General features: G+C 71.2%; 15 protein-coding genes. 9 read left to right on the top strand and 6 right to left on the bottom strand.

The window, feature by feature from the left end:
- The first annotated feature begins 65 nt into the window (after positions 1 to 65).
- Positions 66 to 1,025: an IS1595 family transposase gene (locus FHX52_RS10835; RefSeq protein ID WP_141821886.1), complete on the top strand. Its 960-nt coding sequence runs from the start codon at positions 66 to 68 to the stop codon at positions 1,023 to 1,025.
- A 91-nt stretch (positions 1,026 to 1,116) separates the two neighbouring features.
- Here the strand turns inward: FHX52_RS10835 and FHX52_RS10830 are convergent, their stop codons facing one another.
- Positions 1,117 to 1,947 carry a CPBP family intramembrane glutamic endopeptidase gene (locus tag FHX52_RS10830; protein ID WP_141821885.1) on the bottom strand — a complete coding sequence of 277 codons (831 nt, stop codon included), beginning with the start codon at positions 1,945 to 1,947 and terminating at the stop codon, positions 1,117 to 1,119.
- Positions 1,948 to 2,045: 98 nt separating this feature from the next.
- Between FHX52_RS10830 and FHX52_RS10825 the strand changes: the two genes are divergently transcribed.
- Together FHX52_RS10825 and FHX52_RS10820 are read left to right on the top strand one after the other, a co-directional pair.
- The gene (locus FHX52_RS10825) at positions 2,046 to 2,798 is read left to right on the top strand and encodes a dienelactone hydrolase family protein (RefSeq protein WP_141821884.1); all 753 of its coding nucleotides are present in this window, start codon (positions 2,046 to 2,048) and stop codon (positions 2,796 to 2,798) included.
- 58 nt (positions 2,799 to 2,856) lie between these two features.
- Complete coding sequence (locus tag FHX52_RS10820; protein ID WP_141821883.1) at positions 2,857 to 3,252, top strand: hypothetical protein; 396 nt, start codon at positions 2,857 to 2,859, stop codon at positions 3,250 to 3,252.
- A 422-nt stretch (positions 3,253 to 3,674) separates the two neighbouring features.
- Here the strand turns inward: FHX52_RS10820 and FHX52_RS10815 are convergent, their stop codons facing one another.
- Together FHX52_RS10815 and FHX52_RS10810 are read right to left on the bottom strand one after the other, a co-directional pair.
- Positions 3,675 to 4,283, bottom strand: coding sequence for a DinB family protein (locus tag FHX52_RS10815; protein ID WP_141821882.1), 609 nt, complete (start codon positions 4,281 to 4,283; stop codon positions 3,675 to 3,677).
- A gap of 14 nt (positions 4,284 to 4,297) precedes the next feature.
- A complete protein-coding gene (locus tag FHX52_RS10810) occupies positions 4,298 to 4,912 on the bottom strand; it encodes a DinB family protein (protein ID WP_221630539.1) in 615 nt (204 codons plus the stop codon).
- 61 nt (positions 4,913 to 4,973) lie between these two features.
- On the opposite strand from FHX52_RS10810, the gene FHX52_RS10805 reads away from it, so the two are divergent.
- Positions 4,974 to 5,948 carry a helix-turn-helix transcriptional regulator gene (locus FHX52_RS10805; RefSeq protein ID WP_141821881.1) on the top strand — a complete coding sequence of 325 codons (975 nt, stop codon included), beginning with the start codon at positions 4,974 to 4,976 and terminating at the stop codon, positions 5,946 to 5,948.
- A gap of 86 nt (positions 5,949 to 6,034) precedes the next feature.
- Here FHX52_RS10805 and ppc read toward each other — a convergent pair whose 3' ends face one another.
- Together ppc and FHX52_RS10795 are read right to left on the bottom strand one after the other, a co-directional pair.
- Positions 6,035 to 8,872 carry a phosphoenolpyruvate carboxylase gene (ppc, locus tag FHX52_RS10800; protein ID WP_141821880.1) on the bottom strand — a complete coding sequence of 946 codons (2,838 nt, stop codon included), beginning with the start codon at positions 8,870 to 8,872 and terminating at the stop codon, positions 6,035 to 6,037.
- Between the two features lie 219 nt (positions 8,873 to 9,091).
- The gene (locus tag FHX52_RS10795) at positions 9,092 to 10,225 is read right to left on the bottom strand and encodes a S1C family serine protease (RefSeq protein WP_221630538.1); all 1,134 of its coding nucleotides are present in this window, start codon (positions 10,223 to 10,225) and stop codon (positions 9,092 to 9,094) included.
- A 218-nt stretch (positions 10,226 to 10,443) separates the two neighbouring features.
- On the opposite strand from FHX52_RS10795, the gene rsmI reads away from it, so the two are divergent.
- Together rsmI and FHX52_RS10785 are read left to right on the top strand one after the other, a co-directional pair.
- Complete coding sequence (gene rsmI, locus FHX52_RS10790; RefSeq protein ID WP_141821879.1) at positions 10,444 to 11,274, top strand: 16S rRNA (cytidine(1402)-2'-O)-methyltransferase; 831 nt, start codon at positions 10,444 to 10,446, stop codon at positions 11,272 to 11,274.
- A 107-nt stretch (positions 11,275 to 11,381) separates the two neighbouring features.
- Positions 11,382 to 11,807 carry an OsmC family peroxiredoxin gene (locus FHX52_RS10785; RefSeq protein WP_141821878.1) on the top strand — a complete coding sequence of 142 codons (426 nt, stop codon included), beginning with the start codon at positions 11,382 to 11,384 and terminating at the stop codon, positions 11,805 to 11,807.
- A 49-nt stretch (positions 11,808 to 11,856) separates the two neighbouring features.
- Here FHX52_RS10785 and FHX52_RS10780 read toward each other — a convergent pair whose 3' ends face one another.
- Positions 11,857 to 12,273, bottom strand: coding sequence for an SRPBCC domain-containing protein (locus FHX52_RS10780; RefSeq protein WP_246069815.1), 417 nt, complete (start codon positions 12,271 to 12,273; stop codon positions 11,857 to 11,859).
- Positions 12,274 to 12,439: 166 nt separating this feature from the next.
- Here FHX52_RS10780 and metG point away from each other — a divergent pair, with 166 nt between their 5' ends.
- The 3 genes from metG to FHX52_RS24550 all read left to right on the top strand — a co-directional run bounded on the left by metG (position 12,440) and on the right by FHX52_RS24550 (position 16,560).
- Positions 12,440 to 14,371 carry a methionine--tRNA ligase gene (gene metG / locus FHX52_RS10775; protein ID WP_141821876.1) on the top strand — a complete coding sequence of 644 codons (1,932 nt, stop codon included), beginning with the start codon at positions 12,440 to 12,442 and terminating at the stop codon, positions 14,369 to 14,371.
- Positions 14,368 to 15,249, top strand: coding sequence for a TatD family hydrolase (locus FHX52_RS10770; RefSeq protein WP_141821875.1), 882 nt, complete (start codon positions 14,368 to 14,370; stop codon positions 15,247 to 15,249). The genes metG and FHX52_RS10770 overlap by 4 nt, the downstream gene beginning before the upstream one ends.
- Before the next feature lie 183 nt (positions 15,250 to 15,432).
- Positions 15,433 to 16,560, top strand: a complete 1,128-nt coding sequence (locus tag FHX52_RS24550; RefSeq protein ID WP_141821874.1) for a resuscitation-promoting factor — start codon at positions 15,433 to 15,435, stop codon at positions 16,558 to 16,560.
- Positions 16,561 to 16,579: the final 19 nt, after the last annotated feature.

Below are 16,579 nucleotides of genomic sequence, written 5' to 3'. Positions count from 1 at the left end.
CCTCCCTGACTGCTCAATTAGAACACATGTTCTGCATATCTGCTTGGGTGAAGTAACATCTGTGGATGACCGCGAATCCGGTTCGGGGAGTGGACTACCCGTCGACGTACCAGCAGCTGCTGGAGTGGTTCCCGGACAACCAGTCGTGCCTGGACTACCTCGCGGCCCTGCGGTGGCCGGACGGGTTCGTCTGCCCCAAGTGCACGGCGCGTGAGTTCTGGCGCACGGGCGCGGGCCTGTGGATGTGCCGGTCATGTGGCAGGCGGACATCGGTGACCGCGGGGACGATCTTCCACCGGACGAGGACCCCGCTGTCGACGTGGTTCGCGGCGATCTGGTTCCTGACCTCGCAGAAGAACGGGATGTCAGCCCTCGGGCTGCAAAGGGTCCTCGGGTTCGGCTCCTACGAGACCGCGTGGGCCTGGATGCACAAGCTTCGCCGTGCGATGGTGCGCCCGGAACGCGACAAGCTGTCCGGTCTCGTCGAGCTCGACGAGACCATGATCGGCGGCGTCAGCCCAGGCAAACCGGGGGCCGGGAGCGACAAGGTCCCCGTCATGATCGCCGTGGAGCGCAACGGAACTCGTCGCCTTGGCCGGGTCCGGCTCGCGGTCGCGCAGCGGCCCAACACCGGCGAGCTCGTCGACTGGGCGAGTCAGGTCATCGAGCCCGGATCGACGGTCCGCACCGACGGCCTGCGCACCCTGCGACGCCTCTCGGAGCTCGGCTACAAGCACGAGTTCACGACCGGCTACAACGCCGCGGACAAGGCCAGCGTCCTGCCCGGCGTCCACCTGGTGGCCTCGCTGCTCAAACGCTGGCTGATCGGCACGCTGCACTTCCGGGTCGAGGAGCACCAGCTGCCCTACTACCTGGACGAGTACACCTTCCGGTTCAACCGGCGCAACGCCAAGTCCCGCGGGCTGCTCTTCTACCGGCTGCTCGAACAGGCCGTGGTTACCGATCCCCATCCGCTCCACGAACTCCTCAGACCTGACGAAGCACCCATACCCGACTTCACTTAAGCAGATATGCAGAACACATGTTCGAATCAGAAACAAGGGTCATCCACAGGAAGGCCGCACGGAGACAGCAGAAATGGCCGTCCGAGGGCCCTCAGATGGAGACCCCCCGCGACCGCAGCACCGAGTAGCCGACGAAGGCGACGATGTCGAGGATCGAGTGCGCGACGACGAGCGGCATGACCCGGCGCGTGCGCACGAAGACGAGCCCGAGGACGAGGCCCATGACGATGTTGCCCGCGAAGCCGCCGAAGCCCTGGTAGAGGTGGTAGGTCCCGCGGATGAGAGCCGACACGCCGATGATGACGGGCCACGACCACCCGATCTGGCGCCACCGGGTGAAGAGGTAGCCGACCATGATGACCTCCTCGAGCACGGCGTTCTCGATCGCCGACAGCACGAGCACCGGCCCCGACCACCACACCGCCTCGAGGTTGGCCGCGGACACCTGGGTGTTGATGCCGATCGCCTTGGCGAAGAAGTAGAACGCCAGCCCGGGCAGGCCGATGAGGGCGGCGAGCCCCACCCCGCGCAGCAGGTCGCGGCCGGGCTCGCTCCGGTCGAGCCCGATGAAGCGCCCGGCCCGCACGTCGACCGAGGGCCGCTGCACGGTGTTGAGCAGGTAGATCGCGAGCACCACCGCGACGAGCGGCAGCGCGATGCCGACGAGCTGGTAGGCGAGGTCGAGCCACGGGCGCCCCGGTGTCGCCGACTGGTTCATCGCCGTCGTCTGCTGCGACAAGGGGACCGGCCGCGTCAGCTTCTCGATGATCGACAGGATGGCCCAGATCGCCGACGCGCCGAGGCTGACCCCGAGCACGAGGGCCGTCTCGAGGCCGAGCGAGCGTCGGGCCTGGGGCTCGGCCACCAGCGCAGGGTCACGGTCCGTGGGGGCGAACATCCCGGCATACCGGCTCGGCGTCATGGCGCCACTGTACTTTTGGGGCACGGGAGACCGAGGGCACTCGGGCCGCCCGAGGGGCCTGCGAGCGGGCCGGTGCGACGACGGAAGGTGGTGGCGCGGTGAGCCTGCTCGCCCAGTGGGAGGCGGGTCGCCACATCGCGGAGGGCGTCAACTTCCCGACCTACCGCCGCGGTGCGGGGCCGGGCGTCGTCGTCATGCACGAGAGCCCGGGCCTGACTCCCGAGGTCATCGCATTCGGCGACGAGCTCGTCGAGCACGGCTTCACGGTCGTCATGCCGCACCTCTTCGGCAGCTCGCACTCGCGACCACGCCGGCACGAAGGGGCACTCGTCATCCCGCGTCTCTGCGTGACCCGGGAGTTCACGATGTTCGCGACCGGGGTGACCGCGCCGCTCGCGTCGTGGCTGCGCAGCCTGGCCCGCGCCCTCCATGCCGACGTCGGCGGCCCCGGTGTGGGCGCGGTGGGGATGTGCGTCACGGGCGGCTTCGCGCTGGCGATGATGGTCGACCCCGTCGTCGTCGCGCCGGTCGTCGCCCAGCCGGCGACGCCGATACCGCTCGGCAGGCGTCGCGCCGGCGACGTCAACCTCTCGGACGACGACCTCGCCGCAGTGGCCCGCCGTGCCGCGGAAGGGTGCCCCGTCCTCGGGGTGCGCTACCACCACGACTGGGTGACCGGCACCCGCTTCGACACCCTCACCGAGCTCCTCGGCGACGGTTTCATCCGGGTCGAGCTCGAAGGTCACGGGCACGCGACGTTGACCGACCACCGTCACCCGGAGGCCGTCGAGCGAGTCGTCGGCTTTCTCAAGGAGCGGCTGTTCGATCACAGGACCGCTGCGCCCGACTGACAGCGGCGGGAGCCAAAACCCTTGGATCGCAACGCCGCCCAAGGCGTAGCGTCACGGCATGACGTCCACGCTCCGAGCCTCCCTGCGCTCGCGCCTCACCCTCGCGATGCGCCAGCGAGACCGTGAGGCGGCCGCCGTGCTGCGCAGTGCGATCGCCGCCATCGAGAACGCCGAAGCCGTCCCGTCCCCTGACGCGGAGGGCGCGCGTGGCCCCTCTGCGACGAGCTCAGCTCGCGTGGCCGGGGCGGCCGTCGGTGTCGGGGCGACCGAGGCGCAGCGGCGGTTCCTCGACGCCGCGGCCGAGCGCGCCATCGTCGTCGCCGAGGTCGCTCTCCTCCACGAGGCCCAGCAGGCGTATGCCGCCGCCGGAGACGCGCCGCGCGCCCAGTCCGCTGCGGGCGGGGTGACGCTCCTGCATGCCGTCCTCTGCGAGTCCGCGCAGAGCTCCCCGTAAGGCGCGTCGTCCACAGGGCCGGTGCACAAGCTGTGCACGGACGCTCGCTCCGTGTGGAGAAGCGCTCACTGCCTGTGGACGACACGCCGACCGCCTGTGGACGGGCGAAGTACTTCGCGGATTCCCTTGCGGGGCTTGGCAAAGGGGGCTAGAAATCTCTTACGCCCTCCTCTCGGGGAGAGCGGGACGGCTCGGAGGCGAGGGTCCACACAGCGGGGCAACCCACTGCGGAAGCCGGGTGACGCGGCGACCGGGACCGGAGCAGAAGAGCAGTCGATCGGGAGCGTCACATCGACCGATCACCCCAGAAGGGCCCTTGAGACTCATACTCCCAAGGGCCCTTCGCCTGTCTGCGGGTCCTCACACCCCACGACTCCAGTCGTGAGCAGCCCTGTAGCCCATGACGTCTCGCGCCCGACCGGTCAGCTGACGACCCGCGTCGACGGCCGCCACGGCTTGAGCCACGGCGTCTCGGGCCAGCCCTCACGCGCGGCCACGAGCTCGTACATCGTCGCGCCGTCGATCGACTCGCGGACGATGTCGGCGTGCCCTGCGTGGCGCGCGAGCTCCTCGACGACGTGCATCGCCACCCAGCGGACCGACCACGCCTCGACGTCACGGGGGAACCATGGCGCATCACGAGGCACGGGCACGGGTGCGCCGAGGTCTGCCGCACGAAGCACCGACCGCGTCACCTGGCCCTGCGCCGCCAGAGCCGCGAGGAGCGCCTCGAGGGTGTCGTCGTCGGTGACCCGGAAGTCGTCGCCCCAGGCGGTCGCCTGCTGCTCGATCGACTGGTCCGGGGGTGCGGGTGCGTTCGGCGCTGCAGCCATGCGCTCGGTCCACCCGCGCTCGCACGTGGTGACGTGCTTGATGAGGCCCCCGATCGTCAGGGTGCCGGCGGTGGGCGCGAGGCGGATCTGCTCCTCGGTGAGACCGAAGGCCACGGTCGCGAAGGCGTCGCGCTGCTGGTCGAGGTAGGCGATGAGGCTCTCGCGCTCGTCGGCGACGGGGGGAACGTGTGCGGGCATGTCGGTGGCTCCTGTCAGTCGTTGCGGTGGGGGAAGAGGTCACGCAGCACGGCGATCTCGGCCCCGTGGTGGATGACCTCGCGGTTGATGTGGGTGACGAGCTCGGCGCGGGAGTGCTCCGCCCACGGCCCCTCGGCAGGCCCGCAGGGCTTGGCCAGCTCGGCGGCTCCCCAGCCGCGGACGCCCGCGATCCACGCGGCATACGCCGAGTCGAGCTGCGCGAGCGCCTCGTCGGCGGTGCCGGCGTAGTCGAAGGTCAGGTAGTCGGCCTCGGGGCCGCCGAAGTGGCTGTGCACCCGGGCGCCGAGCACGCCGACGATGACGTGCGCGAGGCGCCAGGCGATCGTCGTCACGGGCGCCGGCACCGGCTCCGGGTAGGCCCAGTCGATCGTCAGATCGCCGCGACCGCCCTGGAGGTCGGTGGCTCCCTGCCCCCGCGGGTGCACGTTCCACGCGCCCGGGGTCGGCTCCCAGACGTACTCCTCGTCGGTGAGCCCGTCGAGCCGCGGCCGCAGCTGGTTGGTCCAGTGCCAATCGAGCTGGTCGAGCAGGACCCGCGGCCAGTCCACTGCCGCAGTCGCTTCCGCCGTGTTCGTGGTGGCTGTCTTCTCTTTCGTTGTCTCTGTCATGGAGCGATCGTGTCAGCCATATAGGACAGTTCCTGTCCGCAGTGGATGAGATGGTGAACGCATGTCCGAGACGACCGAAGGCGGCCCGACCGCGCGCACGCTGCGGCTGCTCGACCTGCTGCAGAGCCGGCCCGTCTGGAGCGGCACGGAGCTCGCCGAGCGCCTCGGCGTGACGACCCGCAGCGTCCGTCGCGACGTCGACCGGTTGCGCGACCTCGGCTACCCGGTGCGCGCCACCCACGGCGCCGGGGGTGGCTACCAGCTCGGCGCTGGACGTCGCCTGCCCCCGCTGCTGCTCGACGACGACGAGGCAGTCGCCGTCGCGGTCTGCTTGCGCCTCGCCGCCGGCGGCACGGTCGAGGGCCTCGGCGAGGCCGCCGTGCGCACCCTCGCGAAGCTCGACCAGGTGCTGCCCGGGCGGCTCCGCGCGCAGGTCGAGGCCATCCACGAGGCCACCGTCACCCTCGATGCGACGACGCCGGCCGTCGACGCGCGCACCCTCCTCCTGCTCGCCCGCGCCTGCCGCGAGACCGAGCGCGTCACCTTCCGGTATGCCGGCCCGCGGGGTGAGGGGGAACGCCGCATCGAGCCCTACCGCCTCGTCGCCACCGGTCGCCGCTGGTACCTGCTCGCCTATGACCTCGACCGCGACGACTGGAGGACGTTCCGGCTCGACCGCATGGCCGAGCCGGCGACGAGCGGGTGGCGCTTCCGGCCGCGCGACGCGCCCGACGCCGCAGACTTCGTCCGACGGGCGATCACGGTCGGCGCCTACGACCATGTCGCCCGGGTGCGCATCGAGGCGCCGAAATCCGTTGTCGAGCAACGCATTCCGTCGTCGGTGGGAACCGTCACGGCTGACGGCCGCTCGCACTGCATCCTCGAGTCGGGGGGTCAGAACCTCGACTGGATGGCCCTGCACCTCGCCCTCATGCCGTGGCCGATGACGGTGCTCGGGCCGCCCGAGCTGCGCGATGCGATGACCCGCCAGGCGCAGCGCCTCCTCGCGGCAGCCGCCCAGCCCGGCGACACCTGAGGCCGGCGGGGAGAAAGAGCCCCTCTCCACACTCGAGTGGCCTCGTAATCGCAGGGGTGAGTGGGCGCGTGGTCACACGGCTCGTGTCAGCCGGTGTTGCGCAGCCCGGCCGCGATGCCGTTGATCGTCAGCAGCAGCGCTCGCTGCACGTCGGGGTCGGGATCGGCCTCGTCGGGCACCGACCGCGACCGCGCGAGCAGCGAGGTCTGCAGCGCGTGCAGCGGTGCGAGGTAGCTGTCGCGCAGCTCGAGAGTGCGGCGCAGCGTCGGCGCCGACTCGAGCAGCACCGACTGACCCGTCACGCGCAGCACCTCCTCGAGCGTGCGGGCGTGCTCCTCGCGGATCGTCTCGAAGAGCCCGGCCACCTCGGCCGGCACGAGCTCGTGCACGTAGCCCGCCGCGATGTCGAGATCGGTCTTGGCGAGGGTCATCTGCACGTTGGACAGGAAGGTGCGGAAGAAGGCCCACGAGCCGTACATCTCGCGCAGCGTGTCGCGGCGGCCGTCCTCACGAGCGGCCGCGAGGCCCGACCCCACGCCGAACCAGCCCGGCAGGATGATCCGCGACTGGGTCCAGCCGAAGACCCACGGGATGGCGCGCAGGTCCTCGAGCCCGCCCGCCCCGCCGGGTCGCTTGGCTGGGCGCGAGCCGATGTTCATCTTGCCGAGCTCGTCGACGGGGGTGGCCGACACGAAGAACGGCACGAGCCCGGGGTCGCGCACGAGGCCGCGGTAGGCCTGCTGCCCGCTGCCGGCGACGAGGTCCATCGTGCCGTTCCAGCTGTCGAGCACGTCCTTGGGCAGGAGCGAGGTGCGGTGCAGCACCGAGGCCTCGAGCACCGCCGCGAGCGCTACCTCGAGGTTGAAGCGCCCGAGCCCCGGCAGGGTGTACTTGTCGCTCAGCACCTCGCCCTGCTCGGTGATCTTGATCGGACCGTCGAGGCTGCCGTAGGGCTGCGACATGACGGCCTCGCCCGTCGGGCCGCCGCCGCGTCCGACCGAACCTCCGCGGCCGTGGAAGAGCCGCAGCACGACACCGTGCCGGCGCCCGATGTCGCGCAGCGCGCGCTGCGCGCGGTGGATCTGCCACTGCGACGCGGCGATTCCCGCGTCCTTCGAGCTGTCGGAGTAGCCGAGCATGATCTCCTGCACGTCGCCCCGGGCGGCGACGACGCGGCGGTATGCCGGGTCGCTGAGCAGCGCGTCGAGCAGCGGCCCCGCCGACTCCAGCTCGGCCACGGTCTCGAAGAGCGGCGCGAAGCCGATGCGAGCCGACGCCGGCGCGGTCTCGGAGCCGGTGTCGACGAGGCCGGCCTCGCGCGCGAGGACGACGACGGCGAAGAGGTCGTCGATGTCGTGGGTCATCGAGACGATGTAGGTCTCGATGACCTCGGGCCCGTAGGTGTCGAGGGCGGTGCGGATCGTGCCGAGCAGCTCGAGCGACGCCGACGCCGCCACCCCGAGGTCGCTCACGCCGGTGCCCGTGAGGGGCCGCCGTGAACCCAGCTCGCGCGACAGGAGGGCGATGCGTGCGGGACGGTCGAGGGCGGCATACGGCGTCTCGAGCTCGCCGATGCGGTCGTAGAGGTCGGCCAGGGCCGCGTGGTGCTTGTCGCTGTGCTCGCGGATGTCGAGCGTCGCGAGGCCGAGACCGATCGCCGTGGCGGTGCGCGTCAGGCGCAGGATCCCGCCGTCGGCCGTCAGCTCGTCGCCGCCCGCGCGCATCGAGTCGCGGATGAGGACGAGGTCGGCGAGCAGCTCGTCGAAGCCGGCGTAGTCGCGGCCCGGCTCGTGGGCCGTGCCGTGGGCGAGGCGGTCGCGGGTGCGGAGCAGCCGCACGCGCACGAAGCTCAGCTTGAGGCGGTAGGGCTCCTCGGCGTTGAGCCGCCGCACGGCGTTGAACGTGATGGGCAGCGCCTCCGCGTCGCGCTCGAGGCTCGCGCGCAGCTCGTCGGTGACGGGGACGACCCGGGTCGACGACGACAGCTCGGAGAGCAGCGCCTCGACGCCGGTGACGATCTCGCGCAGGCCTGCGTCGTGCTGCAGGCCGATGACCTCGAGGGTCACGGCCGGGGTGACGTTCGGGTTGCCGTCGCGGTCGCCGCCGGCCCAGGCGCCGAAGCGCAGCGGACGCGCCTCCGGTGGCAGCTCGATGCCGATGGTCGCCAGCGTGCGGTCGAGCTCGGCAAGCAGCTCCGGCACGACGCTGGCCGCGATCGTGTGGAGGTAGTAGATGGCGGTGCGCGCCTCGTCGGTGGGCTCGGGGCGCACGATGCGCAGCTCGTCCGTCTGCCACAGCAGGTCGACGAGCTCGGCGAGGCGGTGCTGGAGCCGCGGCAGCTCGGCCGCCGGGCGGCGCGGGTCCTCGATGGCCTGCACCGTGTCGGCGATGCGCCGCAGCTGGTCGGTCACCGAGCGCCGGGTGGCCTCGGTCGGGTGGGCGGTGAAGACGGGGCGGTACTCCAGCCGCTGGAGCACCTGCACGAGGAGGCCGCGGTCGAGGCTGCCGTCCTCAAGGGCGTGCCCGATGCGCCCGACCGCCGACGCGAGCGGCCCCTCGTCGACCGCCGTCACCTCCTGCCAGCGGTGGAGCTGCTCGGTGACGTTGACGAGCTGGAAGTAGGCCGTGAAGGCCCGGGCGAGCACCACCGCCGTCTTCGCGTCGACCCCGGCGAGGGTCGCACGCAGCTCGTCGTCCTCGGGCTGGCGGGCGAGCCGGCGCACCCGCTCGACGAGGTCGAGCAGCTCTGGCCCCTCGTGCCGGGTCAGTGCCTCGCCTAGGAGCGCGCCGAGCTGGCGAACCGACGCGCGGAGGGCGGCGTGCTGCTGCGCCGAGGAGACACCGGCGGCGAACGTCGCGACGTTCGGCTCGCGGCGGTCGGCCTCGATCAGCTGCTCGGTCGTGGTGCGGCCCTGGGTGCTCATGGACCAGTGGTATCGCGTGGAGGTTTCGAGCGCGTTTCCTGTCCCACCATCGGGACGTCGCCGTGAGACGGGCGACGAGGTGTCAGTGGGCCAGGGCCCGGGACATCTATAGGCCGGGAAGGTCAGTGGGCCGGGATGTCAGTGGGCCCGGGAGGTAAGTGGGCCGGGTAGGTCAGTGGGTCGGGAGGTCAGTGATCACGAAGGTCAGCAGGGTCAGGGTCACGGGGCCGGCCCGAGGGTCACCGTCACGTCGCTGCGGGCGCCGCCACGCGAGATCGTGAATGGGACGGTGTCGCCCTCCGCGCGCGTGAGGGCGGCCAGCACGAGCTGGTCGACCGACGTCGCGCTCTGGCCGTCGACGGTGAGGATGATGTCACCGGCCCGGATGCCCGCCTGGGCTGCCGGTCCGCCCGGCGTGACGGCCGAGACGTAGAGGCCGGTCGGCACGGCCTCCTTGCCCTCGACGATCATCGCCTGGGCGTTCAGCCCGAGGTCCGGGTGGCCCGCGCGTCCCGTGTCGATGAGCGAGTCGGCGATCGGGATCGCGATGCCCATCGGGATGGCGAAGCCGACCCCGACGCTGCCGCCGCCGCTCACTCCCTGCTCGTTGGGGGCGGTGGCGATGGCAGTGTTGACGCCGACCATGGCGCCGGAGCAGCCGACGAGCGGCCCGCCGCTGTTGCCGGGGTTGATCGCGGCATCGGTCTGGACGGCGTCGAGCAGGTGGGCCGTCGTGCCACCACCCGTGGGCAGCGGCACGTGGCGGCCGAGCGCGCTGACGATGCCCGACGTGACGGTGCTCGACAGTCCGAGCGGCGCGCCGAGGGCGACGACCGGCTGCCCGACCCGCAGCGTGGCGGAGTCGCCGATGCGGATGAGCGGGCGGTCCTTGGCGGCATCCGCCGCCTTGATCACCGCGAGGTCGGTGACCGGGTCGCGGCCCACGACGGTCGCCGTGGTGGTGACCCCGTCGCCGTAGCGCACCCCCACCGCCCCGCCGGAGGTCACGGCCGCGGCGATGACATGGTCGTTGGTCAGCACGTAGCCACCGGTGCGGATCAGCTCTCCGGTGCCGTTCCCCGATCCTGACGGGCCGGCCGTGAGCACCGTGACGACGCTCGGGAGCGTGTCGGCCGCGACGTCGATCGCCGGGCAGGCGCGGTTGGAGCCGATGTCGGCGAGGCGGGTCGCGAGCAGCGCCCCGACGGCGCCTCCGACCAGCGCGGCCGCGAGGACGACGGCAACGGCCGGGCCGGCCTTGACGCCCGTCGGCAGCCAGCCGCGCCCGGGCGCAACGGTTGCCGGAGGCTCTTCCGTCGAGGCGCCACGTCCGGCGTCCGGCTCTTGCGTCACAGGCACCCCCGGGGATCAGTTGCGTGCCTCAGGCTCTCGCCGTCCGGGGCCCTGCGGCTCACCCTGCGCGGGTGAAGTCGCGGTGAGGTGGTCGGTGAGGTGGGCTTCGAGGTGGACGTCGTCGTGCGGACGACCCTCCAAGGAGTGCGCCATCCGGCGACATCCTCGGTGAGGTGACGCCAAGGTCCGGTCTGCTGAACGACTGCGAGGATGGCGTCATGAGCACCGGCACCCTCGTCCTCGCCGCCACCCCGATCGGCGACCCCCGCGACGCGGCCCCGCGGCTCGGCCAGGAGCTCGCGACCGCCGACGTCATCGCCGCCGAGGACACCCGCCGGCTCAAGCGGCTGCTCACCGCTCTCGAGGTCATGCCGACGGGGCGCGTGCTCAGCTACCACGAGCACAACGAGGCGGCCCGCACCCCCGAGCTCGTCGAGCGGCTCCTCGCCGGTGAGCGCGTCGTCGTCGTCACCGACGCCGGTATGCCGTCCGTCTCGGACCCCGGGTACCGCCTCGTCGCCGCTGCGGTGGAGGCGGGCATCCGCGTCACCTGCGTTCCCGGGCCGAGCGCGGTCCTCATGGCGCTCGCCGTGTCCGGACTGCCCGTCGACCGCTTCGCCTTCGACGGCTTCCTGCCGCGCAAGGCGGGCGAGCGCGCCCGCGTGCTCGCCGAGGCGGCGCAGGAGCGGCGCACCCTCGTCTACTTCGAGGCGCCCCATCGCCTCGCCGAGACCCTCGCCGCGATGGCAGAGGCCTTCGGACCGACCCGACGTGCCGCCGTCTGTCGAGAGCTGACGAAGACCTACGAGGAGGTGCGGCGCGGCACCCTGGCCGAGCTCGCCGAGTGGGCCACCGAGGGTGCCCGAGGCGAGATCACGGTCGTCGTCGCGGGTGCCGAGCGGGTGGTCACGTCCGTCGAGGACGCGCTGGACGGCATACGGCAGCGGGTGGCTGCGGGGGAGCGGCTCAAGGACGTCGCCGCCGACGTCGCGGGGCGCACCGGGCTGTCGAAGAAGGCGCTCTACGACGCGGCCGTCGCCAAGGGCTGACCGCAGCCCTTGTCACCGTCGGTGGTTGCGGCTTGGGTGGAGGCAGGGGCGATCCGTCCCTGACCGTCACACGACCGACACGACCGACTTCACTGGAGGATCAGCACATGGCAGTCATCCGCAACGCCTCGGCCCACTGGGAGGGCTCCCTCATGGAGGGCGCCGGCAAGGTCACGTTCGAGTCCTCCGAGCTCGGCAGCCACGACGTCACGTGGGCCGCGCGGGCGAACGAGTCGAACGGGCTGACCAGCCCCGAGGAGCTCATCGCGGCGGCGCACTCGACGTGCTACTCGATGGCGTTGTCGCACGGCCTCGCCCAGGCGGGCACGCCCCCCGAGACGATCGACACCAAGGCTGCCGTCAGCTTCGTGCCGGGCACCGGCATCACCGGCGTCGCGCTCACCGTTACCGGTAAGGTCCCGGGCCTGACCGCCGAGCAGTTCGAGCAGGCCGCCCAGGCCGCCAAGGAGGGCTGCCCCGTCAGCCAGGCGCTCAAGGTGCCGATCACCCTCGAGGTCAACTTCACCGAGTGAGCTGACCCGTTGTCAGAGGCGGCGCCGTCCCGGTGGGGCGGCGCCGCTGTCAGTGCTCGGCCGTCTGCTTGAGGCTCTCGAGCATCTGCTGCCAGCTCTGCGAGAACTGCTCGGCCTGCTCTGCCGAGTCGTTGCCGTCCTGCTCGAGCGCGACCGTCGTGCGGCCGTCCCGCGTCGGGGTCAGCGTGTAGGTGACGGTGTGGTAGCTCTCCGGCCGGTCCTCCTGACCCATGAGCGGGCTGTAGTGCGTCATCGAGAGGCGGCGCGGCGCGTCGGCCTCGAGCACCTCTCCCTTGTCCTCGTAGGGCCGTCCGTTCATCTCGCCCTGCCAGGTGATGGGGCTGCCGACCTGCCAGTCGGTCGTCACGGTCGTGCCGACCATCCAGCTGCGCACCTGCTCGGGGTCGGTGAGGGTGCTCCAGACGGCGGTCGGGTGCTTCGCGACGATGACCTCTGCTCGTGCCACGTGTCCAGTCATCCATCCGTCCTACTCCTGCGCCACCGACCGCGCCAGATCTTGGGCCAGGTGGCGGGAGGTCTCGGGCCAGGTCTCGGGCCTGGTCTCGGGCTTGGTCTCGGGCCCGGCACATGTCGTGCGCGGCCGGGTCGGGCGCCCGCCTAGGATTCAGCGCATGAGTCATGTCCTGTCTGCCGTCGCCTGGCCGTACACCAACGGCCCGCGCCACATCGGCCACGTGGCCGGTTTCGGCGTGCCCTCCGACGTCTTCAGCAGGTACATGCGGATGGCGGGGCACGACGTCCTCATGGTGAGCGGCACCGACGAGCACGGCACGCCGATCCTCGTCCTCGCCGAGGAGGAGGGCATCACGCCACAGGAGCTCGTCGACAAGTACAACGCCGTCATCGCCCAGGACCTCACCGACCTCGGCCTCTCCTACGACCTCTTCACCCGCACGACGACGCGCAACCACTACGCCGTCGTGCAGGAGATGTTCCGCCAGGTCCACGCCAACGGTTACATGGTCGAGCAGACGACGCGCGGCGCGATCAGCCCCTCGACGGGCCGCACCCTGCCCGACCGCTACATCGAGGGCACCTGCCCCATCTGCTCCTTCCCCGAGGCCCGCGGCGACCAGTGCGACAACTGTGGCAACCAGCTCGACGCCGACGAGCTGATCAACCCCCGCAGCAAGATCAACGGCGAGACGCCCGAGTTCATCGAGACCCAGCACTTCTTCCTCGACCTGCCGGCGCTCGCGGGCGCCCTCGGCGAGTGGCTCGACGGCCGCGAGGCGTCGGGCACGTGGCGGCCCAACGTCATCAAGTTCTCCAAGAACCTCCTCAAGGACGTCCGCCCGCGGGCCATGACGCGCGACATCGACTGGGGCATCCCGATCCCGCTCGAGGGCTGGGAGGACAACCCGAGCAAGCGCCTCTACGTCTGGTTCGACGCGGTCATCGGCTACCTCTCGGCCTCGATCGAGTGGGCTCGCCGCTCGGGCGATGCAGAGCGCTGGCGTGAGTGGTGGAACGACCCGACGGCCGTGTCCTACTACTTCCAGGGCAAGGACAACATCACCTTCCACAGCCAGATCTGGCCGGCCGAGCTGCTCGGCTACGCCGGACGCGGCGACAAGGGCGGGGAGCCGGGGGAGTATGGCGTGCTCAACCTGCCGACCGAGGTCGTCGCGAGCGAGTTCATGACGCTCGAGGGCAAGCAGTTCTCCACATCGCGCAAGCACGTCATCTACGTGCAGGACATTGTCGCGCGCTACGGCCCCGACCCGATCCGCTACTTCATCTGCGCGGCGGGGCCGGAGAACCAGGACGCCGACTTCTCCTGGGCCGAGTTCGTCCAGCGCAACAACAGCGAGCTCGTGGCCGGCTGGGGCAACCTCGTCAACCGCACGGCCGCGATGATCGCCAAGAGCTTCGGCGAGATCCCGCAGCCGTATGCCGTGGAGCCCGTCGACGAGGAGCTGCTCGCTGTCGTGCGGGGTGCGTTCGCGACCGTCGGCGCCTCGCTCGAGCGGCACCGCCAGAAGGCCGCGCTCGCCGAGGTGATGCGCGTCGTGGGGGAGGCGAACGCGTACGTGTCGAAGACCGAGCCGTTCAAGCTCAAGGGCGACGACCAGCGCGAGCGGCTCTCGACGGTGCTGCACACGCTGGCCCAGGCCGTCTCAGATATCAATACGCTCATCTCACCGTTCCTGCCCCACGCCGCGAACCGCGTCCACGCCGTTCTCGGAGGCGAGGGCGAGCTCATGCCGATGCCTCGTCTCGAGGTCGTCAGGGACCTCGACGACGACGCCCGCAGCTACCCCGTGATCACCGGTGAGTACTCCTCGACGCCACGGTGGGAGAGCCGCCCCGTCGTCGTCGGGACCCCCATCGCGAAGCCGACCGGAGTCTTCGTCAAGCTCGACCCCGAGCAGGTCATCGAGGACGAGCGCGCCCGGCTCGGCGACTCGGCGCCGGGTGGCACGCGCCACCACACCGACCCCCTCGCGGCGCCGAAGATGGCGAAGCCGAAGGGGGCCGGCGAGCCGACCGGCCAGGCCTCCGATCCGGCCTCCGACAGTGGCGAGACCCCCTCCGCATGAGCCCTCAGGAGTCGGGTCAGCGGGGCCTGCCGGAGACGCTGCCTGACCCCATGCCCATCGACGTCGTCGACAACCACGTGCACCTCGACATCACCCGCGAGGGTGACGAGCCGTTCGACGTGGCCGAGGCGGTGCGGCGCGCCCGAGCGGTCGGCGTCACGCGGCTCGTCCAGGTGGGTTGCGACCTCGATGGCATCCGTTTCACGATGGACGCCATCGAACGGCATACGGCAATCGTCGGCGCAATCGCCTTGCACCCCAACGAAGTTCCTCGACTTGCTGCAGCTGGTCGGCTGGAGGACGCCTACGGCGAGGTGGAGCGGTGCGCCGCTCACGAGCGCATCCGCGCCATCGGAGAGACGGGTCTCGACTACTTCCGCACGGGCCCCGAGGGGGTTCCGGTGCAGCAGGACGGCTTCCGGTGGCACATCGACCTCGCCAAGCGGCTCGGCAAGGCCCTGCAGATCCACGACCGCGACGCCCACGACGACGTCCTGCGCATCCTCGACGAGGAGGGTGCGCCCGAGCACACGGTGCTCCACTGCTTCTCGGGCGACCTCGCCATGGCACGCGAGTGTGCGGAGCGGGGCTACTACCTCAGCTTCGCCGGCACCGTGACCTTCAAGAACGCCCGTGCGCTGCGCGACGCGCTGACCGCGATCCCGCTCGACCGGGTGCTCGTCGAGACCGATGCGCCGTACCTCGCACCGTCCCCGCACCGGGGCGCGACGAACGCGTCGTTCCTCGTGCCGGTGACCCTGCGGGCGATGGCCGCGGTGCTCACTGTCGACGTGCCGACGCTGTGCCGGGCGGTGTCCGACAACAGCGAGCGGGTCTACGGCCCGTGGGACGCTGAGCGAATCGGGCAATCCGCCTAGCGCACCCCGGATCGGGCGTCCAGCCGGGAGGGTCCCCGTTACCGAAATTTGACCTTACCGTCGGCGATCCGCCACATTGGATGACTGTTGGCCGGATGCTGCCCCGCATCGACCTCCTTCCGACGCCGTGAGGAGGAGCGATCGATAGCGCGCTGCACCGGGTCGTTCGACGTTCGGAGCACCGTGCTTTCACGCAACATCAAGATCCTCGCCGCCACCGGCGCCGCAGTCATCCTGACCGGCGGAGCCGTGGGCGCCACCCAGCTCGACAAGGCCGTCAACCTCTCGGTCGACGGCACCGCAACTGCCGCCCACGTCTTCGGCACGACCGTGGGCGACCTGCTCGACAGCCAGGGCATCACCGTCAAGCCGGGCGACGTCGTCGTCCCGGCCGTCGACGCCTCGCTGAGCGACGGCGACACCGTCGTCGTGAAGTACGCCCGCAACCTCACCCTCACGGTCGACGGCAAGACCCGCACGGTCACGACGACCGAGACCACCGTCGACGGGGCCCTGCTGGCTCTCGGCCTCCGTGGTGAGGGCGCGCGCCTCTCGGTGTCGCGTTCGCAGACCATCGGCCGCCAGGGCCTGACCCTGACCGTCGTGACGCCGAAGTCGGTCACCGTGACCGTCGACGGCAAGACGACGACCAAGACGATCACCGCCGCGACCGTCGGCGAGGCCCTCGGCCAGCTCGGCGTGACCCTCGGCAAGGCCGACAAGGTCAACCCGCCCGTGGCGACGCAGCTCACCTCCGGCACCAAGATCGGCGTCGAGCGCTTCACGACCAAGGACGTCACCCGCACGGCTGCCGTGGGGTACTCCACGACGAAGAAGCCGTCCGGCGACCTCTACACCGACCAGACGAAGGTCGTGACGAAGGGTGTCGCCGGCGTGCGCACCATCACCGAGCGCCGCACCATCAAGGACGGCAAGGTCGTCTCGACGAAGGAGATCTCCTCCGTCGTGACGAAGCAGCCCGTCAACGCCGTCGTCCTCGTCGGCACGAAGAAGCGCCCGGCCGCGGCTCCCGCGCCGAGCAGCTCCTCCGGCTCGACGTCCGGTGCCGGCCTCAACCTCGCCCGCGCCTCCATGTGGGACTCCATCGCCCAGTGCGAGTCGGGCGGCAACTGGTCGATCAACACCGGCAACGGCTACTACGGCGGCCTGCAGTTCCTCACCTCGACGTGGCTCTCCAACGGTGGTGGCGACTTCGCCCCGCGTGCGGACCTCGCCTCGCGTGCGGAGCAGATCACCGTCGCCAACCGGCTCTACGCCAAGGTGGGCAGCAGCCCGTGGGGTTGCGCCTGACCGGCTGACGCACCCCAGC

This window comes from Humibacillus xanthopallidus (assembly GCF_006717145.1).
GTDB lineage: Bacteria > Actinomycetota > Actinomycetes > Actinomycetales > Dermatophilaceae > Humibacillus > Humibacillus xanthopallidus.
Note: the sequence above shows the minus strand (reverse complement) of the source record. Positions and strands in the feature narration are given on the sequence as shown.